The sequence below is a fragment of the Arthrobacter sp. PvP023 genome, from assembly GCF_017832975.1.
In the GTDB taxonomy this organism is placed as follows: Bacteria; Actinomycetota; Actinomycetes; order Actinomycetales; family Micrococcaceae; genus Arthrobacter.
Genome location: NZ_JAFIBI010000001.1, coordinates 1,805,350 through 1,826,599, shown reverse-complemented (window position 1 = coordinate 1,826,599; position 21,250 = coordinate 1,805,350). Strand labels below are relative to the sequence as shown.

The 21,250-nt window shown below is 66.5% G+C and carries 22 protein-coding genes and 1 tRNA gene; 10 read left to right on the top strand and 13 right to left on the bottom strand.

Annotation, left to right across the window (positions count from 1 at the left end; translation table 11 throughout):
- Positions 1-1,050: a nitronate monooxygenase gene (locus JOE31_RS08420; protein ID WP_209743265.1), complete on the top strand. Its 1,050-nt coding sequence runs from the start codon at positions 1-3 to the stop codon at positions 1,048-1,050.
- A gap of 27 nt (positions 1,051-1,077) precedes the next feature.
- Here the strand turns inward: JOE31_RS08420 and JOE31_RS08415 are convergent, their stop codons facing one another.
- A complete protein-coding gene (locus JOE31_RS08415) occupies positions 1,078-2,061 on the bottom strand; it encodes a LysR family transcriptional regulator (RefSeq protein WP_209743263.1) in 984 nt (327 codons plus the stop codon).
- 97 nt (positions 2,062-2,158) lie between these two features.
- On the opposite strand from JOE31_RS08415, the gene JOE31_RS08410 reads away from it, so the two are divergent.
- Positions 2,159-3,418, top strand: coding sequence for an MFS transporter (locus JOE31_RS08410; protein WP_209743261.1), 1,260 nt, complete (start codon positions 2,159-2,161; stop codon positions 3,416-3,418).
- Here JOE31_RS08410 and JOE31_RS08405 read toward each other — a convergent pair.
- Positions 3,415-4,578, bottom strand: a complete 1,164-nt coding sequence (locus JOE31_RS08405; RefSeq protein WP_209743259.1) for a PLP-dependent aspartate aminotransferase family protein — start codon at positions 4,576-4,578, stop codon at positions 3,415-3,417. The two genes, JOE31_RS08410 and JOE31_RS08405, sit on opposite strands and share 4 nt — an antisense overlap.
- Before the next feature lie 132 nt (positions 4,579-4,710).
- Between JOE31_RS08405 and JOE31_RS08400 the strand changes: the two genes are divergently transcribed.
- Positions 4,711-5,214, top strand: coding sequence for an Lrp/AsnC family transcriptional regulator (locus tag JOE31_RS08400; RefSeq protein ID WP_209743257.1), 504 nt, complete (start codon positions 4,711-4,713; stop codon positions 5,212-5,214).
- A 76-nt stretch (positions 5,215-5,290) separates the two neighbouring features.
- Here the strand turns inward: JOE31_RS08400 and JOE31_RS08395 are convergent, their stop codons facing one another.
- From JOE31_RS08395 to JOE31_RS08385, 3 genes are all read right to left on the bottom strand, one after another.
- Positions 5,291-5,530: a 2-nitropropane dioxygenase gene (locus JOE31_RS08395; RefSeq protein ID WP_209743255.1), complete on the bottom strand. Its 240-nt coding sequence runs from the start codon at positions 5,528-5,530 to the stop codon at positions 5,291-5,293.
- Entirely contained in the window at positions 5,527-6,144 is a 618-nt protein-coding gene (locus JOE31_RS08390) for a helix-turn-helix transcriptional regulator (protein WP_245199069.1), read from the bottom strand. Before JOE31_RS08390 ends, JOE31_RS08395 begins: the two co-directional genes overlap by 4 nt.
- Positions 6,145-6,372: 228 nt before the next feature.
- Positions 6,373-7,614 carry an MFS transporter gene (locus JOE31_RS08385; protein ID WP_209743251.1) on the bottom strand — a complete coding sequence of 414 codons (1,242 nt, stop codon included), beginning with the start codon at positions 7,612-7,614 and terminating at the stop codon, positions 6,373-6,375.
- Positions 7,615-7,774: 160 nt separating this feature from the next.
- Here JOE31_RS08385 and JOE31_RS08380 point away from each other — a divergent pair, with 160 nt between their 5' ends.
- Genes JOE31_RS08380 through zapE form a run of 3 tightly spaced genes read left to right on the top strand, consistent with a single transcriptional unit; the run spans position 7,775 to position 9,783 of the window.
- Complete coding sequence (locus JOE31_RS08380; RefSeq protein ID WP_209743249.1) at positions 7,775-8,287, top strand: Lrp/AsnC family transcriptional regulator; 513 nt, start codon at positions 7,775-7,777, stop codon at positions 8,285-8,287.
- 15 nt (positions 8,288-8,302) lie between these two features.
- Positions 8,303-9,298 carry a magnesium/cobalt transporter CorA gene (gene corA / locus JOE31_RS08375; RefSeq protein WP_209743247.1) on the top strand — a complete coding sequence of 332 codons (996 nt, stop codon included), beginning with the start codon at positions 8,303-8,305 and terminating at the stop codon, positions 9,296-9,298.
- A gap of 11 nt (positions 9,299-9,309) precedes the next feature.
- A complete protein-coding gene (gene zapE, locus JOE31_RS08370) occupies positions 9,310-9,783 on the top strand; it encodes an AFG1/ZapE family ATPase (protein ID WP_209743245.1) in 474 nt (157 codons plus the stop codon).
- On the opposite strand, the gene JOE31_RS08365 is transcribed toward zapE, so the two are convergent.
- Positions 9,780-12,452, bottom strand: coding sequence for a PEP/pyruvate-binding domain-containing protein (locus JOE31_RS08365; RefSeq protein ID WP_209743243.1), 2,673 nt, complete (start codon positions 12,450-12,452; stop codon positions 9,780-9,782). The two genes, zapE and JOE31_RS08365, sit on opposite strands and share 4 nt — an antisense overlap.
- Positions 12,453-12,608: 156 nt before the next feature.
- Here JOE31_RS08365 and JOE31_RS08360 point away from each other — a divergent pair, with 156 nt between their 5' ends.
- Positions 12,609-12,959: a hypothetical protein gene (locus JOE31_RS08360; RefSeq protein WP_209743241.1), complete on the top strand. Its 351-nt coding sequence runs from the start codon at positions 12,609-12,611 to the stop codon at positions 12,957-12,959.
- On the opposite strand, the gene JOE31_RS08355 is transcribed toward JOE31_RS08360, so the two are convergent.
- From JOE31_RS08355 to galU, 7 genes are all read right to left on the bottom strand, one after another.
- A complete protein-coding gene (locus JOE31_RS08355) occupies positions 12,940-13,779 on the bottom strand; it encodes a trypsin-like serine protease (RefSeq protein WP_209743239.1) in 840 nt (279 codons plus the stop codon). The genes JOE31_RS08360 and JOE31_RS08355 overlap by 20 nt on opposite strands.
- 192 nt (positions 13,780-13,971) lie before the next feature.
- A complete protein-coding gene (locus tag JOE31_RS08350) occupies positions 13,972-15,564 on the bottom strand; it encodes an ABC-F family ATP-binding cassette domain-containing protein (protein ID WP_209743237.1) in 1,593 nt (530 codons plus the stop codon).
- Between the two features lie 105 nt (positions 15,565-15,669).
- Positions 15,670-15,742: transfer RNA gene (locus tag JOE31_RS08345), tRNA-Ala, on the bottom strand.
- Between the two features lie 58 nt (positions 15,743-15,800).
- On the bottom strand, positions 15,801-16,601 hold the full coding sequence (locus JOE31_RS08340; protein ID WP_209743235.1) for an SDR family oxidoreductase: 801 nt from the start codon (positions 16,599-16,601) through the stop codon (positions 15,801-15,803).
- Between the two features lie 18 nt (positions 16,602-16,619).
- Positions 16,620-17,585, bottom strand: coding sequence for a hypothetical protein (locus JOE31_RS08335; protein ID WP_307864389.1), 966 nt, complete (start codon positions 17,583-17,585; stop codon positions 16,620-16,622).
- Positions 17,586-17,724: 139 nt separating this feature from the next.
- Entirely contained in the window at positions 17,725-18,342 is a 618-nt protein-coding gene (locus tag JOE31_RS08330) for a GNAT family N-acetyltransferase (RefSeq protein WP_209743233.1), read from the bottom strand.
- 6 nt (positions 18,343-18,348) lie between these two features.
- The gene (gene galU, locus JOE31_RS08325) at positions 18,349-19,254 is read right to left on the bottom strand and encodes a UTP--glucose-1-phosphate uridylyltransferase GalU (protein ID WP_209743231.1); all 906 of its coding nucleotides are present in this window, start codon (positions 19,252-19,254) and stop codon (positions 18,349-18,351) included.
- 111 nt (positions 19,255-19,365) lie between these two features.
- On the opposite strand from galU, the gene JOE31_RS08320 reads away from it, so the two are divergent.
- The 3 genes from JOE31_RS08320 to JOE31_RS08310 all read left to right on the top strand — a co-directional run bounded on the left by JOE31_RS08320 (position 19,366) and on the right by JOE31_RS08310 (position 21,215).
- Complete coding sequence (locus JOE31_RS08320; RefSeq protein WP_209743229.1) at positions 19,366-19,962, top strand: 5-formyltetrahydrofolate cyclo-ligase; 597 nt, start codon at positions 19,366-19,368, stop codon at positions 19,960-19,962.
- Positions 19,963-20,099: 137 nt separating this feature from the next.
- The gene (locus JOE31_RS08315) at positions 20,100-20,345 is read left to right on the top strand and encodes an FmdB family zinc ribbon protein (protein WP_209743227.1); all 246 of its coding nucleotides are present in this window, start codon (positions 20,100-20,102) and stop codon (positions 20,343-20,345) included.
- Positions 20,346-20,486: 141 nt separating this feature from the next.
- Complete coding sequence (locus JOE31_RS08310) at positions 20,487-21,215, top strand: Flp pilus assembly protein CpaB (protein WP_245199066.1); 729 nt, start codon at positions 20,487-20,489, stop codon at positions 21,213-21,215.
- The last annotated feature ends 35 nt before the right edge of the window (positions 21,216-21,250 follow it).

Genomic DNA, 21,250 nt, shown 5'->3' with positions numbered 1-21,250 from the left:
ATGACGGGCACCATTTTCGGTACACGGATCATCGCCGCACCCATGGCAGGGGGGACTTCGACGCCCCGGTTCGTGCAGGCCGCGCACCAGGCCGGCGGGTTGGGCTTCCTGGCCGCGGGCTACAAAACCGTGGCAGCCATGCAGTCCGATATCCGCGAGGTGCGCTCCGCCGGGGCGCGCTTCGGCATGAACCTCTTCGTCCCGGACCGGACGCAGCTCAATCCCCCGCCCGCTGTCAGGGAACAGTTGGAGAACTACCGGCGGAACCTCGAGCCGGACGCCGGGCGGTACGGGGTGGCCCTTCCGGGGCTGCGGCTCGACGACGACGACGAGTGGCAGGGCAAGATCGACGCCCTGCTGGCGGATCCCGTGGAGTTTGTCAGCTTCACCTTCGGGCTCCCGGAGCAGGCTGAAGTGCGAGCGCTCAAACGCGCCGGTTCCACGATCATTGCCACGGTCACCAGCCCGGCGGAAGCCTCGCTGGCCGTGGAGCGCGGAGCGGACATCCTGGTGATCCAGCACGGCAGCGCCGGCGGCCACAGTGCGGCCTTTCTGGCCCGGGAAAGCACAACGGACTCCCCCGGCCCCGCGACGACGGCGGAGCTGCTCGCCGCGGTGCGCACCGCCGTCGGCGTTCCCCTCGTCGCGGCCGGTGGAATCATGGATTCCACGAACCTCGACTCGGTGCTCGCCGCCGGCGCAACGGCAGCCCAGCTGGGTACCGCGTTTCTGCGCAGCGACGAAAGCGGCGCCCGCCAGCTCCACAAGGACGCCCTCGCCAGCCAAAGCTTCACGGAGACACGATTGACCCGTGCGTTCACCGGGAGGCAGGCAAGGGCCCTGGTCAATTCGTTCGTCCGCGACCATGGCGACGCACCGGAGGGGTACCCTGCCCTCCACCATCTCACCGCTCCGATCCGCGCGGCGGCGGCCGCGGCGGGTGACCCGGAAAGGCTGAACCTGTGGGCCGGAACCGGATGGCGCAAGGCGGAAGCCGGTCCGGTCTCGGACATCATTAACAGGATGCTTGCGGGTTCAGCCTTTTCCTGAACAGATCGGCCTCTCGAAGCGCGCGGATCAGCCCTCCGAACGCGCGCGGATAAGTCCCGCCAACAACCCGGGCCCCTCAGTAAGGACCATTTCCCGGAACAGTCTGACCTGATCGGCCTCGGCCTCGTGGCCGGCGCGGCGTTCGCGCCATGCCAGGCCGATTTCGCGGAATGCCAGTCCCGATGCCACCGGCACCTCCACCCAGCCAAGGTTTCCGGTGTGCTCAGTCACTGTCCGCCCCGGAGCCCGGCCACCGGGCGGGAGGATGCTGACACCCAGCCCGGCTGATACCAGCCCGCGGACCGTGTGGGAATCCTGGCTTTCGAAGGCGATGCGCGGGCGGAAACCGGCCTCGCGAAACAGTGCGTCCGTCAGTGACCGCATGCCGAATCCGTGCCCCATGGCCACGAACGGGTCCTGCCTGATGTCCGCAAGCCGGGCGCTCTTCCGGCCGGCCAGGGGGTGTTCATGGTGCACCACCAGCCTCAGGGGCTCCCGGTACAGGGCAGCGGAGCCGATGCTGCGGCCCGCGGGGGCGACGGGTGCCGTCAAGGCGAGATCCGCGGTCCCCGCCGCAAGTTCCGCCAGGCAGCCGTCCCGGGCTCCCTGGCTGAGGTCGAAGGCAGTCTGCGGGTGGCGGTGGTGGAACGCATTGATCAGTAGCGGCAGCGTCGCCTCGCCAAAGGTGTGTTGGAATGCAACTGCGATCCTTCCCCGCACCACCTCGGATTCGTGCCGCACCAGGTCCAGTCCGGTCCGGAATTCGTTCAGCGCCGCATCAATGTAGGGCAACAGCGCCTTGGCTGCCGGCGTCAGCCGCACTCCCCTGCCGTCCCGGATCAGGAGTTCAGTGCCCACCACGGCACTGGCGCGGGCGAGCGCCCGGCTGACGGTGGACTGGGGCATGCCCAGCAGTTCCGCCGTTTCCGTCACGTGCTGCGTCCGGCCAAGTTCGGACAGGACGGGAAGTAACGGCAGCAACTGCGCCAGCTGTTTGTGTTCAATGTCCATCGTGGCCTCCTTGAGATTGATCCGTTTTCAGCATTTGTTCTATGTAAATCATGCATTGGAAGCATGCCATCCGGCGATCTACGCTGGCTTGGTGCACATGACGGCAACGCAGGACACCCCCCAACCCGGCCCGTGGGCAGGCCATCCCAAGGGCTCGGCCGCCTACGGAAGACTGCTCGCGGGGCTGGCTTTCGCCGGGGTGGCGACATTCGCGCAGCTTTACTCCACCCAGGCCGTGCTGCCGATCATGGCCGCGGACCTGCAGATCACGGCCGCCGAAGCCGCGCTGACGATCTCGCTGGCGACGGTGGGGCTGGCCGTCACTGTCATCCCGTGGTCCTTCCTGGCTGACCGGATCGGCCGGGTGCGGGCGATGACCCTGGGCATCACGGCCGCGACCGTCCTGGGCCTGCTGGTTCCCCTGGCCGCCACCTTTCCCATGCTCCTGGGGCTCCGCTTGCTTGAGGGCATGGCGCTCGGCGGAATCCCGGCAATCGCCATTGCCTACCTGAATGAGGAAGTCCACAAGGCGCACGCCGCCATGGCGGCCGGAAGCTACGTCGCGGGAACCACGCTGGGCGGGCTTGCGGGACGGCTGGTTGCGGGCCCCGTCGCTGAACTGTGGGGATGGCGGGCGGCCACATTGGCCGTCTCCGTCCTGGCCGCCGTTGCTGCCGTCCTGTTCCTGGTCCTGGTGCCCAAGGCCCGCGGCTTCACACCCGCACACGCCAGCGGATTCCGCGGGGCCGCAAGGATGCTGGCCAGCCACCTGCGCAATCCCCGCCTGCTGGCCCTCTATGTGCAGGCGTTCCTGCTCATGGGCGGCTTCGTGGCCGTGTACAACTACCTCGGCTTCCGGCTGTCCGGTGATCCGTTCGGGCTGCCGGCCACCGTGATCAGCCTCATTTTTGTGGCATACCTGTCCGGGACGGTGACCTCCAGGCTGGCCGGCGGGCTCACGCAGAAGTTCGGACGGCGGACCATCCTGCTGGCGGGAATCGTGCTGATGGTCCTTGGCCTGGCGCTGACATTGACGCAATTGCTGGTCCTGATCCTGGCCGGTCTAGTGGTTTTCACCGGAGGATTTTTTGCGGCGCACAGCATCGGGGCAGGCTGGACCGGAGGGATCGCCACCACCGGCCGGGCTCAGGCCGCCTCGCTGTACAACCTTGCCTATTACCTTGGCTCCAGCGCAATCGGGTGGGCAGGCGGCCTGGTATTCCAGTCCTTCGGCTGGACGGCGCTCGCCCTGACGGTCATCGGACTGGGATGCACGACGGCGGTAATCACCGCCGTCGTGCATCCTGCGTCGGGCGCCGGTCAACAGGCCTCCGGGCAGGAGAATCCGGCCGGCTAGCGCGTTCCTTCGACTGCCTGCAGAAGGTCCGCCACAACGTCCGCGACGTCCTCCAGCCCCACGGACAATCGCAGCAGGCTGGCACGCGGCCTGGCCTCGGAGGCAACGGGCCGGTGGGTCAGTCCGGCCGGGTGCTGGATAAGGGTATCGATACCGCCCAGGGACACGGCGTGGGTGATCATCCGGACCGCCGCCGGCACGCGCTCTGCGTGCTCGGCGCTGGCCAGTTCAAACGCCAGCAGCGAGCCGGGGCCGGACATCTGCGTCCCCACCAGCCCCAGCGGGTCGCACTCCGGGAGCCCCGGGTAGTGGACCGCTTTCACGAGCCCGTGTCCGGCCAGGGCAGCGGCAACCTTGTGCGCGGTTGCCTGCTGTGCCCGGACGCGCACCGGCAGGGTGGCCAGCCCGCGGTGGAGCAGATAGGCCGGCCAGGGAGTCAGGATTCCGCCTGTCACGGCACGGACCTGGCGGAGCCTGGTGGTCCACTCCACCGAAGCCGCAACCACACCGCCCATCGCATCCCCGTGCCCGCCGAGGAATTTGGTGGCGCTGTGCAACACGAGCGTGGCGCCGTGGACCAGGGGCTGTTGGAGCACCGGACTTGCGAAAGTGTTGTCCACCAGGAGCGGGACGCCGTCAGCGTCACGGGCAAGCTGCGCAATGTCCACAAGCTCCAGGCTGGGGTTGGCGGGCGTCTCCACAATCACCAGTCCCGTATCCGGACGCAGGGCCTCGCGGACACCGTCCGCCGTCGTGAACGTCACTTCGGTGCCCAGGACGCCCGAGGCGAGGATGTGGTCGCTCCCGCCATACAACGGCCGGACTGCCACCACGTGCTTCCTGCCGGCAGCCACAGTGGCGAGCAGGACGGCTGAAAGGGCAGCCATCCCGGTGGCGAAGGCCACCGCCTCGGGTGCGCCCTCCAGGACGGCCACGCCCTCCTCGAAGCGGGCCACCGTGGGATTCCACAGGCGCTGGTAGACGGTGCTCTGGCCTTCCAGGGGCATCCCGCCGGTGGCCATTTGTTCATATGCCCGGCCGCCGTCGTGGACCGACGGAAGCGGCGCAGTGGTGGAGAGGTCAATCGGCACGGCATGCACGCCTTGTTCGGTGAGGCCGGCCCGGCCAGCATGGACAGCCAGTGAATCGGGAGAAAGCACGGGACTCCTTTGAATTATTCGCCATTGAATCCGGCAAGTCTCTGGCAATAATTCGGAGTTTCCTAGGGCTTACGAATGGAACTGTCGGAAAGTGGAGTTTATGATGAACTCATAACACTTTGAGGAGGCGCTGTGAGTAGCGGTGCGAAGAATATTCGGCTGGGCGCGGGAACCGAACCGCTGGACGCCATCGACGAGAGGCTGCTGGCAGCCCTCGTGGACGACGCACGGATCTCAAACAAGCAGCTGGCCGAGCTCGTGGGCATTGCCCCGTCCACGGCCCTCATGCGCACGCGGGCACTGTCCGAACGCGGCATCATCCAGGGCTTCGAAGCGAAACTGAGCCTGTCAGCCATCGGGCGGTCCGTCCAGGCACTCATCGCTGTGCGGCTCCGCGCCCACGACCGCGAACAGATCGACCGGTTCACGTCACGGGTGCCCCGGCTCCCGGCCGTGCTGTCCACCTTCCACACTTCCGGATCGGTGGACTACCTGCTGCACATTGCCGTGGCCACTACCGAGGACCTGCGCGACTGGGTCCTGGACAACCTGGCCACCGATCCCGTGGTGGGCCACACCGAAACCACACTGGTGTTCGAACACATCCCCGGCAACCACGGGCCACTGCCGGACTGACCGGCCAGCCAGCCGAATCACCGCGACGAGCGGGCAATCCGGCCGGGGTTTCACGGTTCGGCTGCGGGACTCCCCGCTAGTGCCAGATGTAGAGCCCTGAGTGCGCGGCGCCCATGATGTCGCTGCGAAGGACATCCAGCTGCTCCCGGCGGAGCACGGCAGCGCGTTCGCGTTCGGCCCAGTCGGAGAGAATGACCCGCCGGCGTTCAGCCCAGCGGACCAGCGCAGCACCCAGTCCTGCCGCAGCCGACTCGACGACGGTGGGCCTGCGGTACAGGCTGCAGGCAGCTGATCCGGTGGCGGAGACTGTGCTCATGGCACTTTCCTTTCAGGACTTTCCGGTTGTGTGTTCTGGCGTTCTACGTTCCGCGACGTGCGGGCCCGGCCTCCCGCTGATGCGGGAACGCCGAGGATGGGGAAGGCGTTCAGGTGGATCTGAACCGGGCGGGCGCCTTCCTGCTCGCCTTCATTCCTGATGTCCTCCAACAGGCGGTGTCCGTAGGCTTCCAGGGCGGTGGTGTACCTCGCCAGCTGGTCCGCTGTGAGCCGCGCATTCGCAGTGCTTATCAGGGCCGCATGGAGCCATTCGGCATCAAGGCTGTCGCTGCCGTGTGCCATGAAGTCCGCCAGGACCGCCTGCCTGCTGTGTTCAAACTCGCGAGTGACCAGCCGGGAGGCTTCCTCCGTGGCAGGAGATGTTGCCAGTTCCGGAGAGGTGATCTGGATAGCCCCGCGCGGGCGTTCCCACCAGCGTTCCCGGGCCGTGCCCTTGCCCTCAACTTCCCGGACGAAGTCATGCTTTGCCAGCTGCCGAAGGTGATAGCTGGTGGATCCGCTGGATTCGTTGAGCAGTTCACCCAGGCTACAGGCCGTCTGCGCCCCGTAGCGGGAGAGCATCTCGAGGATCTGCACACGCAGCGGGTGTGCCAACGCTTTCAGTGACGCCGTATCGACCCGGCGAACCGGAAATGGCGCATCCTGTTCAGCTTGGGGGGCCGGGGCCGATGAACCCCCGGGTGGCCGGGCTGGTGCTGGTGCGGTGTCCGGTGAACTGTCCATGCATCAAAAATACGCTTGCAAAGAAAGCTTTGCAAGCGTTTCTTTGCAATGACTTGTTTGCAATAGTTTCTTTGCATGTCGACGTCCCGTCGAGGCGGCTCAGGCCGGCTGGCGGAGGGCTGCGGCCAGGCTCACGGCAGCCAGGACAAACGCGAGGAGGGCGCAGAGCACCACGAATCCTGCCACCGCCGCCTGCAGCCCGTACACCGTCGTCGCCATTCCCAGGCCGATCACCGGCAGTGCGCTGCCAAGGTAGGTGATCACGTAGACGGTGCTGATGATCTGGGCATGCCTCGACGCCTCCACTTTTCCGGCCACATCGTTGAACACGGTCCGGAAGGACACTCCCTGGCCGACGCCTGCGGCCAGGCTCGCGGCGATGAGCAGCCAGGGGCTCCTCCAGGCGGCGGCAGCGGCAATCAAGAGCACTGATACAGCCAGCACAGCCAGGCCGGCAGGCACCACAAACCTTCCGCGGACGGCCAGCAACTGGCTGAGGGCGGAAGCTCCGAGCGTCAATCCGGCGAGCACTCCAATGAGGGGGCGGGAATCGGCGCCGACGATCTGGGCAAAGTAGCCGGGCGCGAGCGAAAGGCAGAAGCCGAAAACGGTGAAGCTCAGGAACCCGACGGCGGACGCCAGCCAGAAGGCGCCCCGGGCTGCACTCGAGACGGAGGGACGGCGGGGCGCCAGCACCTTCAGCGGCTGCGGGCCGGCGACGGAACTGATGGCCGGACGCGCTTTGAGCAGGTAGAGCGGAACCAGCATGGCGATGAGAACCACCGAATGAAGGTAGTACGGCGTGGAGGTGGGCCCCGGCAGGAGGGAAAGGATGCCGCCGATGGCCGGACCGGCGGCGACTCCCCCGGCGGAGGCCAGCAGGGTGAAGCGCGAGGCCCAGTCGGGGCGGGCCGGCAGCAGTTCGCGCAGGGCAGCGGAACTGGCTCCGGTGGCCAGGGCCACCGCGATGCCCTGGAGGGCGCGCCCGGCGGACAGCATGGCCAGGCTGTCCGCGTTGGCAAAGATCATTCCGCCGGCCAGGCCCACGACGACGGCGAGCAGCAGCGCGGCCCGGCGGCCGATGTGATCTGACCAGTGCCCGGCCAGCATGAGCGTGGACACCAGCGCCAGGACATAGGCGGAAAACGCCACAGTGATGCCGAAAGACCCGATGCCCAGGTTCGCCTGGAGCAGCGGGTACAGCGGGGTTGCCAGGTTCGCACCGACAAGGAGCGTGAAGATCACCACGCCGGCCATCACCAGCCGTGCCGTGGTGGAGGCGTCCCATGCCCAGCCGCCGGCGGTAGCCGGGCGCATGCGGAGTTCGCTGAAGACAGTCATGTGCGTGCCTTTGCCTGCAGAGCCGGCCCGTGGCCGTTCCTTGTGGGAAGGCCGCGGTCAGGCGAAAAGAATTTGGTACTAACAGGATGGGGCACATCTGACTTTGGGAACCAAGTTCTATGCCAAAATTGAGCAAAACAGTCAATGCTGACTCGCAGAAATGAACTGGAGTGACGATTTGAACAGCCTGGACAACACGGACCTCAAAATCCTGCTGGAACTGATCCGGGATCCGCGGGTCCAGATCGGCGAACTCAGCGACGCCCTCGGCATCGCCCGCAACACGGCGCAGTCGCGGGTCCGCCGCATGCTCCGGTCAGGCCTGCTGCACGACGGCGGCCGGGAAATTGACCTCGAGGCGGTGGGGTACGACGTCGTCGCTTTCGTGACGATCGAGGTCAGCCACCGGGAGCTTGACGGTGTGGTGGGCGCCTTGCGCCTGATCCCGCAGGTCCTGGAGGTCCATGAGATCTCCGGGCGTGGCGACGTCTGGTGCCGGGTGGTGGCAACCGATACCCACAACCTGCAGTCGGCCCTGCGATCGATCCTCAGGATCAAGGGCGTCATCCGGACGGAGACTGTCCTCGCGTTGCACACGCACATCCCCTACCGCACGGAGCCGCTCATCAGCCGGCTAGCCCAAGGCGGGGCGCCGACGGCAACACGCAAGTGACTGGGATAATGACTCGTGACCATCATTGACAACGCCGTGTATGTGGACGGCCGCCGGACCGCCGAGCCCCACAGCCTTGAGCAGACCTTTGAGACCCTGGCAGACCACGGCGGCATGGCCTGGATCGGACTGTACCGGCCCAGCGAGGCCGAAATGTCGGCGGTGGCCCGGGAGTTCGGCCTTCACCTGCTCGCCGTGGAGGATGCCATCTCCGCCCACCAGCGTCCCAAGCTGGAACGCTACGACGACGTCCTCTTCACCGTGCTCCGCCCCGCGCGGTACCTGGATGAAACGGAAACTGTTGAGTTCGGCGAACTGCACGTCTTCACGGGCAAGAACTTCGTGATCACAGTCCGGCACGCGGAGACAGCCGGCGTGGCCCAGGTGCGGCAACGGCTGGAGGACCGCCCCGAACTCCTGTGCCACGGACCGGAAGCCGTGCTCTACGCCCTGATGGACCGGGTCGTGGACGACTACGTTCCTGTGGTTGCCGGCCTGGAAAACGACATTGACGAGATCGAGGACCAGCTGTTCAGCGGTGATTCCGCTGTGTCCCGGCGCATCTACGAGCTGGCGCGCGAAGTGATCCAGTTCCAGCGGGCCATCCATCCTCTGCCGGGAATGATGCAGCTGCTTCGGCGCGGGTTCGACAAGTACGAAGTGAACACGGAACTGCAGCACCACCTCCGCGACGTCGAGGACCACGTGGAGCGACTGATCTCACGCGCCGACACCTTCCGCGACATCCTCCAGAATGCACTCACCCTGGACGGCACCCTGACCGCCAACCGGCAGAACGAGGCAAGCGCCCAGCAGAACGAGCAGGTCAAGAAGATCTCGTCGTGGGCAGCAATTTTCTTCGCGCCGTCCTTCGTGGCGGGCGTCTACGGCATGAACTTCGACCACATGCCGGAACTGCATTGGGCTTTCGGCTATCCGCTGGCGATTGCCATGATGGCCGCAACGGCAGCACTGATGTACACGATCTTTAAGCGGAAAGGCTGGCTCTAGGAGGCACCGGCATGACTGGTTCACCGGCGGAAACCCCGCAGCAGGCATTCCGACCGGGCCGGATCATCGTCCCCGGCACTGCCCGGCAGCTGGGTACGTTCGGATTGTTCGCCCCGGCCCCCGGCCAGCGGCGGATCCTGGACGTGGCCGGACGGCCGCTGGAGGTCAAAAGCGCCGAAGGGGACCTTTTGTGGGTGGGTTTCCGCGAACTCACCGGCGCGGCGGCGCCCGCACGGGACTTCGCCTCCCTGGCGGTCCGGTTCAGGGAGTGGGTGGTTGACGGTCTCCCGTCCCAGGCGGGTGCCGCCGGCTCTCCGGAGTGGCAGCAGTTCCTGGACGTCGTGGACCTGTTATTTGCCGCGGACGCCACCTTGTTCGCCATCGGTCCGGGGGTCCCGGAACTCGGCCCCGACAGCCCGTTATCGCGCCTGCTCCGGGTCGAATCCGACGAAGAACCTCCGGCGGCGCACAGGTCCGGAAGCTAGTCCCGCCCGGACTGGACAATGGTTACGGTGCCGGCACCGCCGTCGACCTCTATCCGCTGTCCGCTCGTGATCCGGCGGGTCGCCACACCAGCGCCCAGAACCGCCGGGATGCCGTATTCCCTGGCCACAATGGAGCCGTGGCTCAGCGGGCCGCCAACATCCGTGACCACGGCCGACGCCATGGCGAACAGCGGTGTCCACGCCGGAGTGGTGATGCGGGCCACCAGCACCTCCCCCGGCTGCATCAGGGAGAAGTCTTCGGGACCCGCCAGCACCCGGGCAGGAGCACTGACCCGCCCCTGGCTGGCGCCCACGCCCTTGATCGTGTTCCCCCGCTGCTCCTGGGACCCCTCCGGCATCATCCCGGCGAGGGACCGCTGGAGCCACCGGATCTCGGGCAGCATCTGCGGGGCGGCGGCGTTGCGCTGGCCCCGCCAGCGCAACTTCCGCTCAGCGACAGACTCCGCCAGGACCGGCCGGTCAGCGCCCGTGATCGCCGCCGGACCGCCCGGCGCGGCAAGGCCGAATTCGACGGCGCTGCCGATTTCCTGGTGCCGGAGCCAGAACACGTCGCCGGAATCTGCGATGAGGCCGGCCGCGACCAGCCGCTGCCCCAGTTCGCGCAGCATGCGCCGCATCAGCGGCCACCCGAGGCCGACGTCGGCAAGCGCGTCTTCGCGGATCGGCGCCGGCCCCTGCGCCCATCGGAGCAGGCGAACGAAGGCCTTCCTGCGGGCAGGGTGCAAGCGGGCCAGTATCCTGCCCGTGCTGTCCTCACGGCGGGCGGCAGCGAGTTCCTGCCGCCGGTGCGGGTCGTTGCCCTGCCCGCGCAGGTAGAACTTCAGCGTATCCAACAGCGGGGACGCGTCGTCTGCCGGCACGGGATTGATGAAATCCAGGTTGTAGACCGTGTGGCCGAAGCGGTCCAGGTGGAGCTGGAGCCGGTGTTCCCACTGCTGCCACAAGCCTGGATCCATCCCGACCGGAGGCGTCCCTGACCCCTGGGCCCGGGCCAGCAATTTTGTCGGCGTCGCCAGGATGGCCTCGGCGAGCCCCGGGACTCCGAGGGACCACCCTGCCAGGTCGAAGAGGGATTTTTCCGCCCGGATCGGCTGGCTGTCGTAGCCGAGCAGGAACGTGGCAGCCGGCGGGTCCCCGTCCTGCCGGACAAACTTGTCATAGAACTTCTGGAAAGCGAGTTCGCTCGAGGTCGCGATCGGAATGATCGACTGGACGGCTGTGTAGTACACCGTGCCGGCATCGAGCAGGGCAGACACCCCCTCCAGCAGCTCCTCCCCGGTCAGGTCTGCCAGGGGCTTCGCGGACCAGGACTCCACCACGCGCACATACCGCGGATGCGAATACTCCCGCCAGCCCTGGACCCCCATGTGCGCTTCTCCCCGGATCAGCGCCCGGACAGCGGCCGGCGTCTTGCCCATCAGCCGCCACAACGCCGCGGTCCGGTAGTAGTAATAGGCGTAACCGTTGATGGCCGGCAGGCCAAGATCGCCGTCGCGGAGGCTGCTTTTGCCGAAGGCCTGGTCCATCAGGGCATTCAGGGACCGGGACACCGAACCATCAATCAGGTCGGCAAACAAGGGTGAGAGCGGATCGGGAAGCTGCTCCACGATGCTGGCCCTGAAATACAGGCCCTTGGGGTACGGCACGCTCCAGTCACGAGGGGTTTCGCCCGCAGGTTCGGGCAGGGCGGTGACGGGCCGTGACTGCAGGATGAAGAATTCGCCGCCAGCCCGTGCCCACTCGATGTCCTGCGGGGAGCCGAAGTGCCGGGCGATGCGGGTTCCGTAGCCGGCCAGCGCCGCTGCCGCAGTGTCGTCCAGCACGGGTTGATGTCGGAGGGATTCGGGCACAGGCTCCTCGCGCGTGCCCTGGTCGGCGTAGGCCGTCATGACCGCCTTGTCGGCTGTCCGGCGGGAAACCACCTTGCCGGTCGCGGCCTCGACCACGACGTCGTCGGTGGATACAGCTCCGCTGACGACGGATTCACCCAGCCCCCATGCCGCAGCGAGCACGATCTGGTCGCGGCGCCCGGAGGCCGGGTTGGCGGTGAACATGACTCCAGCGGCGTCAGCAGCCACCATGTGCTGGACCACCACAGCCAACCGGACCTGGTCCGGGCGGACGCCCTCCCGGGCACGGTAGGCCATCGCCCGGGAGGTCCACAGGGAGCCCCAGCAGTTGATGACTGCATCCATGAGGGCATCGGCGCCGTGGACGTTGAGGTACGTGTCCTGCTGGCCCGCGAAGCTGGCCGAGGCGAGGTCTTCGGCGGTGGCGGAGGAACGCACCGCCACCGCCGTCTCAGTGCCTGGATCGGTGCCCGCGGCTGAGCCCAGCCGGCGGTAGGCATCCCGGATTTCGGCGGCCACCTCTTCCGGCATCGAGCCTCCGGCGAAGAGTGCGCGGATCTTCCCGGACGCTTCCTCGTAGTCGCGGGACGTGGCTGCGGCCGGCACGGCGGCGTATTCCTGAATGCGCCCGGCCAGCTGGTTGTCCCGGACGAACAGCTCATAGGCACCGGTGTTGACCAGGAATCCAGGGGGCACCGGCACGCCCGCCCGAACGAGTTCGCCCAGCCCGGCACCCTTGCCGCCCGCCGTCGCGACGTCGTCCCGGCCGACTTCGCTGAAATCATTGATGTAAACCATGACCGCGGTGCCTCCTATCCGGCCGGGCCTTCCCGGCAGCCCCTGATTCACAACATACTGGCACGCGCACCGCCATCAGGCCACGGCCGGGCTTTCCGGTGCCGGACCTGTCCTAAGGCCCTTCCGCTGCCCCGCCCGTGTCCCTAGTGTGGGTCCATGGCTGACGCATTTTCCTCCCTCGTGGAGACGTTCAGGAACGTGGGTGTGGCGCGGGCTTACGGCGCTCCGGTGCAGATCGGAGGCGAGGAGCTGATTCCCGTGGCGCTGGTCTCCTTCGGCTTCGGCGGCGGGGGTGATTCCGGTCCGGAGGGCGCCAACGGGTCCGCGGAAGGCGGCGGGGGCGGGGGCTTCGTGCTCCCGCTCGGCGCCTACCTGGCAAACGGGCAAGGCAGGGTGGTGTTCCGGGCCAACACATTAGCGGTTCTCGCGGGGCTGGTCCCGGTGGTGTGCGCCATAGGGATGTCCGTCCGCGGCGTGCTCAAGACGGTCAGCGCAAACCGGCGGTAGCCCTGATCCAGTCCAGTTCGTAGGGGACGGACGCCGACAGGTTGAGATAGGCAGGGGCGGGCGGCAGTTCAATCGCATTCGTCACCCCGACCAACTTCTGTTCACCGTGGTCTAACCAGATGACAGGGCCGCCGCTGTCGCCGCGGTTCGCTGACGTATCCGGTGAGTACGTGCAGAACTGCCAGGGCCCTGCGATATCCGGGCACGCCTCCGTGGGGACTGCTGTGAGCCGGGTTTCCACGAGCCGGGGCGCGGGATCGCACTGTGCCGCCGGGTTGAACGGGTCGCCTGTACAGCCATAACCGGCCACGGTGACTTCTGCCCCGACGGGAGCCGGCGTGGACGCCAACTCGATGGTGGGCTCGGACACGGCCGATTCAAGGAAGAGCAAGGCTATGTCGTCTTTGATCCTGGCGGGGTCGTAGTGCGGCATGGGAACGGCCGTCGCCACGCCGATGGTGTACTCGGAGCGTTTCTGGCCGTAGTGGAATGTCACGGCGATGGCGGACGGGCTGCGACCGTTGTTGCGGATGCAGTGCGCCGCCGTGACTACGGTGTCTTCCGCGATCAAAGATCCGGTGCAGGAAGCAATTCCTTCCGGGTAGGCCAGTTCCACCCTGACGGCCCAGGCGTACTCGTCGGAGTCCGCCCTGCTCCCGTTGTAGACGGCGTGGGCCGGAGCGGCCGAGGCTGCCGCAAGGACTGCAGCGAAGATCATCGACAGCAGCGGCGCCACTAACCGCCGGCGCCGGCGAGCGGAACTTGAGTGGATTCCGTCTCCGGTGCGGGCCGGGGTCTGCGGGGGGATTCTTGTGCGCATGAGGGTGCTCCTCATCATTTGCCTGAAGATATATCGCGGATGTGGTGGAGGAACCGTGACGAACCTGGTTCCCGGAGATCACACATCTGCCCCCCAGTCGCAGCACCATAACTCTGCTCCTCCCCGCGTGCGGCCGTCAAGGCAGATTGCATGCCGGCGGGCAGGTCCCGGCCAGCGGCCAGGCGTCAGCGGTCAGGCGGCGCGTACCTCGACCTCACCGGGCAGGGCCGCATCGGCACCGAAGACCAGGTACCGGTTGGCGATCTTCTCACTGAAGAACCTGTCGTGGCTGACCACCACCACGGCGCCAGGGAAGTGCATGAGCGCCCGCTCCATGACCTGGGTGCTGGACAGGTCGAGGTGGTTGGTGGGCTCGTCCAGCAGCAGGACCGAGGCGCCGGACAGCAGGCACTGAGCCATGGCCACGCGCGCTTTCTGGCCGCCGGAGAGGTTCCCGATTTTCTGCTTGAGGTCCGCTTCGGAGAACTGGAACATCGCCAGGAACCTGTTGACTGACTTCCGGGTGGCGCTAAAGGCCAGGCTGTCCGGCAACGCGTTGACTGCGTGCGAAACGGTGTCGGCGTCGTCGAGCTCCTCAAGCATCCGGTTGTAAGAGACGAAGCCGGGCCCCTTCGCCCAGGAGACGACGCCGGCGTCTGCCTCTTCTTCCCCGGTCAGCACCTTCAACAGGGTGGACTTGCCGCTGCCGTTGGCTCCCAGGACCACGATCCGGTTGCCGCGCCTGATCTCGAAGCCAAGATCGGTAAACAGCGCCTTGTCCCCGTACGACTTACCCAGCCCCTCGACGCGGCAGAGGACGTCCTTGACGTGCAGGCCGCCGTAGATCTCGGTGACGATCTGGTCCACCGGACGGGGTGTGCGGGACTTCTTGATTTTGGCTAGCTGGTTTCCGAGACCCCGGCCCGCCGCCTTGGCGGCTTCACGCCGGTCGGCGATCCCTTCAGCCTCGAACGCCAGCAGTTCGGATTCATGCACAAACTGCTGCTCAAGGGACTTGAGGCGGAACTGCTTTTGCACGATGTATTCGCCAAAGTTGCCGGGGTACTCGTGCAGGTGGAAGTTCTCCACTTCGATGATCCTGGTGACGACGGCGTCTAGGAACTTCCGGTCGTGCGAGACGATAATCGCGGCGCCCTTAAAGTCACGGAACCAGCTCTCAAGCCATTCGACGCCGGCAACGTCCAGGAAGTTGGTGGGCTCGTCCAGGAGCAGCACGTCCGGGTTTTCCAGGAGGATCTTTGCCAGGGCGGCCCGGTTGCGCCAGCCGCCGGACAGTTCGTCGATGGCGCACACCCGGTGGGCGTCGCTGAAGCCCAGCGTCGTCAGGACCTTGTCGATCCGCCGGGGGTAGTCCCAGCCGTCGAGGCGGTCCATCTCCTCGAACAGTTCGGCCTGGCGGGCGATCAACCGGTCAAGTTCTGCACCCGCAGGGTCCCCGGCGATGGCAGTGTCTATGGACGCCAGTTCTGCTTCGACGGCCTTGATCTCCGAGAACAGTCCGTCCAGGACGTCGCTGATGGTTGATTCGCCGTTCAGCTCGGAGAACTGGGAGAAGTAGCCGATCCGTGTTCCCGGATCCACTGTGACTGTTCCGGAGTCCGGGGTGATCCGGTCAAGGATCAGCTGCAGCATGGTGGTCTTGCCGGAACCGTTCTTCCCGATGAGGCCCACCCTGTCGCGCGGTTCGAGGCGGAAGAAGCTCTCACGCAGTATCTGGGTGTTGTCGAATCGCACGCTGACATCTTGCAGCCGGACAAGGCTCATTGCTGCTGTCCTCTCGAGGGGTGGTTCACGGGTGCGCAGTGCCGGGCCGGCAATGGGAAAGCTCCCCCACCCGGCGCTGGCGCCGGATGAGGGAGCTTGTTTTTGTGGAGCTAAGGGGATTCGAACCCCTGACCTCTTCGATGCGAACGAAGCGCTCTACCAACTGAGCTATAGCCCCCAGCCTGCTGCCATTCCTTCGGAGGAACTCCTGGAACAGGCAAACCGGTGTCCCTAGGCTACAAACTATCGGCGCGCTTCGCCAGCCAGCCTTCGAATGTCTCACTTCCGTAGCGGTGCTCCGGGACCAGGTTTCCGCCTTCCCGCAGGTATTTGCCGGTGGCTCCGGGCAGGGGTAACCGGACCAGGCGCCCACGGGATCCGCTAAGTCGCTTCCAGGTTTCGGCCAGTTCCGCCATTCCGTTGACTTCCGGCCCGCCCACAGTCCGAAGCCGGTGCAGCTCCTGCGAGGGCTCTTCGAAGGCTGCTTCGAGCAGTGCCGAGGCGGCCTCGCCAGGCGCGATGGTCTGAAACCGTGCACCCTTGACTACCGGGACGAGTCCCACCTTCGCGCCGGCCGCGAACAGCTGCACCAAAAGGCTGTGAAACTGGGTGGCGCGCACCGTGACGGTCTCCAGGGCAGACGCCGCATAGCGGCGTTCCTTATCCGCCTTCGACCGGTAGAAGCGCAGGGGCACCTGGTCGCAGTTGATGATGGACAGCAGGACAGCTTTGCGGACACCCGCAGCGTGCGCGGCGCTGAGGAGGCGGGCGCCGCCGTCGGCAAAGTCTTTGAGGGCCCGTCCTGATCTGCCCTCGAGGCAGTCAATCACGACGGCGGCACCGGCCAGGGCGGCGGCCAGCCCTTCACCGGTGGTGACGTCCCCGCTGTAGTAGTCCGCGCCGTCGTCCGCCCCTTTGGTCCCGGGGGCCGGCGGATGGCGGCTGATAACGGAAACTTCGTGGCCCAGCTGCAGGGCCTGGCGTACCACCTCACGGCCAACCTGGCCGGTGCCGCCGGCAACACAGATGCGGGTCATGCTCCAGAGGCTACAGACTCAGGCCCGGCGGCGCTGCAATACGTCGTCCAGGTTGCTCAAGGCACTCTGCGCCTTGGTCAGGGGCTTGGTGGCCGCACCGCTGGCTGCCGGCGCCGCCGCGGGACCCTGCTTGAGGGACGGCTTGCCTACAGCTTTCGGAGCTTCGGGAAGGTCAAGCGGATCAGGAGCGGCACGTTCCGCCTTCGCAGCTTCCACATAGGTCGGTTTAGGCACGTCGACGGGTTCCCAGCTGGAGTCCGCGCCCGCGGCTGAGCCAGGGGCGGTGGCAGTGCGGAGCGCAGTGTCCCCGGATGCCTTCGCCTCGGCGAGGGCCGCTTCACGCAGTTCCTGCGCCGTCAACGGCTTCACCTGAGGTTTGTTTCCCGCTTCGGCGTCGAAGAGGGGGATATCCGGCGCATCCACCGCCGGTTCGCGGCTGGGACGCGGCACGGCCGCGCGCATCTGCCGCTCCGGGGCTGTCATGGCCGCACGGAATGCAGCGTTCATTTTGGCTCGCCGGTCACGCACCGCCAGCCTCCGCAGCAAAGCGACGGCCGCAATAGCTGCGAGGAGGGACCCGACGGGCAACCAGGATGAGCCCATCCCGAAAATACGGAAGATACCGGCCACCACCCCGGTGAGCAGGGCTGCCACCCCCACGAGTGCGATCGCGCATCGTCCGTATCGGATCCTCAGTGCACCCGGTCGCGCCGTCGCCGGCCCCGGGCCGGCTGCGGTTGTCACGGACCCCTGGGCGGATCCGGTGGACTGCTTGGTTACCATTGATTTCTCCTGCTGGGCGGCCATTTTCATGACGTTTCCGGCTTGGGGGTCTGCGGGTTCGGCAAAGTTAATTTCGGCCATCAGCTCGGCTGCGGGCTGAAGCTGATGACGGCGGTTCCTGAGTACATAAGGGGCCACCCACACTATCCAGAGCGCAACAGCGACAACAAGGATCACTGAGCTGCTAAGGGGGAAGTCCACAATCAAAACCGTATGAGCAATTGGCCGACAGCTCTGGCATTAGCTCCGGTGTGTCGCAGGGCAGGTGGCAAATCAATGGATTTATGACGAAAGACACACCAATGCAAACTCGGGGAACGGCTGGGAGCCGGTCTGCAGGTCAGGCCGGGCGGCTGCGCAGCCACCTGGCCAGCAGCCCTTCGGGAACTTCCTCGGACGTCAGGGCGAAGGACCGGTGGTCCGCCCATTCGCCGTTGATATGCAGGAAACGCGGCCGGTAGCCTTCGTCCCGGAATCCGAGTTTTTCCACCACCCGGAGGCTGGGCCCGTTTTCCGGCCTGATGTTGATCTCCATCCGGTGCAGCCCGAGGGTCCCGAAGCAGTAGTCAGTGGCCATCGCCACGGCAGTGGGTGCGATCCCCCTGCCGGCACAGGACTGGTCCACCCAGTATCCAAGCGTCGCCATCATCGCCGAGCCCCAGATGATGGATGACACTGTGAGTTGCCCAACGATGACGGGGTCACGGCGGGCCGGCGTGCGCTCCGCGATCACAAAGGGCAACGCCGTGGCCTGAGCCGCCTGCGCGTTGAGGGACCTGACCATTTGCCGGTAGTCCGGCAGCGCCCCTCCCGGAGCCGGGTTCGAGGCCTCCCATGGTGCCAGCCATTCGGAATTGCGGGACCGGACCGCCATCCATTCCTTGCGGTCACGGTAACGGATGGGGCGCAGAACAATGTCGCCGCATTCCAGCGTCACCGGCCAGATGCTGCCCCGCATGGGACGTTACTTGGCCAGGGAGGCGGTGAATTCCGGCAGCCACTCCCGCAGCCCGGGGCCGAGGTCGTCGCTGTCGCAGGCCAGCTGGACGCAGGCCTTGAGGTAGCTGAGCTTGTCGCCGGTGTCGTAGCGGCGGCCGCGGAACACGACGCCGTAAACGCCGTACCCTTCGCCCTCCCCTGCAGCAAGTTCCTGGAGGGCGTCCGTCAGCTGGATTTCCCCGCCCCTGCCCGGTTCGGTGCGTTCCAGAACATCGAAGACTGCGGGGTGGAGGACGTAGCGGCCGATCACGGCCAGGTTGGAAGGCGCCTCCGCGGCGTCCGGCTTTTCCACGAGCTTCCGGATCCGCACGAAGCCGTTCATGTCGGTCTCGTCGATGTCCGCGCAGCCATAGGCACTGATCTGGGAAGGCTCCACCTCAATGAGGGCCACCACGGAGCCACCGGTCTTGGCCTGCACTTCGATCATCTTGCTGAGCAGTTCGTCGCGCGCGTCGATGAGGTCATCGCCAAGCAGAACCGCAAAGGGCTCATAGCCGACGTGCTGCTTCGCGCGCAGCACGGCGTGGCCGAGGCCCATGGGGTCGCCCTGGCGGACATAGTGGATGTCGCCGAGGTTGCTTGCGGCCTGGATCGCTTCGAGCTTGGCGGTGTCGCCCTTGGCTTCAAGGGTGGCCTCCAGCGAAGGGACCCGATCGAAGTGGTCTTCGAGGGCGCGCTTGTTCCGGCCGGTGATCATCAGGATGTCGGTGAGGCCCACGTTGACGGCTTCTTCGACGACATACTGGATCGCGGGCTTGTCCACGACCGGCAGCATTTCCTTGGGCATGGCCTTGGTTGCCGGGAGGAACCGGGTGCCGAGGCCGGCAGCAGGAATGACAGCCTTGCGGACGGAGGTATTGGTGGTAGTCACTGGACTAATCTAACGTCAGGGACCAAACATTGGGTAATTGCCCGAACAGCCATGGCTGGCCCCGCACCGGGGCCTCCGGTCACGGCCTCCTGACCTGGAAGGACGGCATCGATGCCATCGAAGGAAGAGATCCGCTCGGCTCACAGAAGCCAGCGTGCCGCCTTCTCTCCCGCCGCCCTGGAAGCTGCCGGCGCCGGCATCGCCCGGCACGGGCTCCAGTGGTCCGCCATGGTTGCAGCCGGTGAGCGAAGTACCTTTGCGGTGTACCTCGGGGTGGGATTCGAACCTCCGACCCTGCCCCTCATCACCGCCTTGCACGGCACCGGGCATCGCGTGCTGTTGCCGGTCTGCGGACCTGACCGGACCCTCTCCTGGGTCTACTGGACTCCGGCAACCGAATTCGTCCGCAGCAGTTATGCCCCCATCGAGGAACCAGTGGGAGAACAGCACGGCAGTGAGGCCATGGACGGAGTTGCCGGGATCTTTGTCCCCGCCACGGCGGTCGACTTGTCGGGGAACAGGATCGGGCAGGGCGGAGGCTACTATGACAAGTTCCTCACCGGACTGGAGGCTGCGGGCCGGTCCGTGCCCGCCGCCGCGGTGGTCTTCGACAACGAAGTCCTGCCGGCCGGCAGCATCCCCGCAGAGTCCTTTGACCGCAAGGTCCCGGTTGCAGTCACACCGTCACGCCTCACGCAGCTAATGTGAAGCCCGCCCGTTGCGGATGATAGAATTGGCACTCAGGCCCTGCGACTGCTAAAGGACGAAACCTGCCGGGACACCTCGGCAGTGATTTCCACCAGGCAGCACGGGACCTGCTCGTTTGTCCCAGAGGAGGATTTCCAGTGCCCACGTATGCATATGCCTGCAAGGACTGCAGCCACGCCTTCGAGATCGTGCAGTCGTTCACCGACAGCTCCCTCACCTCCTGCCCTGAGTGCGAGGGGACCCTGCGCAAGAAGTTCAACAGCGTAGGCGTCGTCTTCAAGGGTTCGGGCTTCTACCGGACGGACTCCCGCGATACCAAGGGCAGCAGTGTTTCACCTGCCCCGGCAGCCGCCCCGGCGCCTGCCACCGCAGCCGCCAACTAACAATTACGCCGGCTTTTCCTCGTTCCGGTTACCCTCCTCCAGCGGAGTAGCGGCAACAAGGTTGCGCCCGGCCGGGGCCGGTTTTCCACATAGGACCTGGCCGTTCTGTCCTGCCACGCGGGGCCTCCGTAGCGTGACGGTATGCCCTCCATCCTTCGCACCAACGGATTTTCTTCGCCCCGGCAGAGCATTGGAACCGGACGCCCCGCCCGTCCGGGGTCATCGCGCGTGCGGCGCTTTTCGTCGTGGCTTAACCGCAACCGGAGGCTCGTCGTCGCGCTGTTGCTGTGTGCTGCCGCGGGCATCGCCGTGCAGCAGCTGACACCGGCGCCAGCCCACACCGTCACTGCCCTGGCCTCTGCCCGCGACCTTGCCGCCGGAACTGCGCTGTCAGGCAATGAGGTGGTGCCGGTCAAGGTGCCGCCGGGAATGGTGCCCTCCGGAGCCGTCGCGGACGTCTCCGCCATTCAAGGCAAACAGCTGGCCGCCCCGGTGCGCAAGGGCCAGTTGATCTCCGACACGCAGATCCTCGGACCGGGGCTGCTCGCGGGCGCGAAACCCGGATCTGCAGCGGTGCCCCTGAGAATGGCGGATCCGTCGTCCATCCAGCTCGTGGCGCCGGGCCAGCTGGTCAACATTGTGATGACCAACGGAACCGACTTTGGCAAGACCGCGGAATCCGAAGTCCTGGCAGCCTCCGTGCCGGTCCTCTGGACCTCGGGACAGGGCGGGCAAACCGGACAGTGGCTGGGAACCGGCGAAACCGAGGGGCTCATAGTGGTCGCAGCGGATCCGGACCAGGCGCGACGCCTCGCCGGCTCCTCAACCCAGGGAAAGCTCTTCTTTGTGCTGGTGGGATCACAAGGCTAGCTGCGCCGGGCTCGCTGCACCGTCCTCGCGGGCCG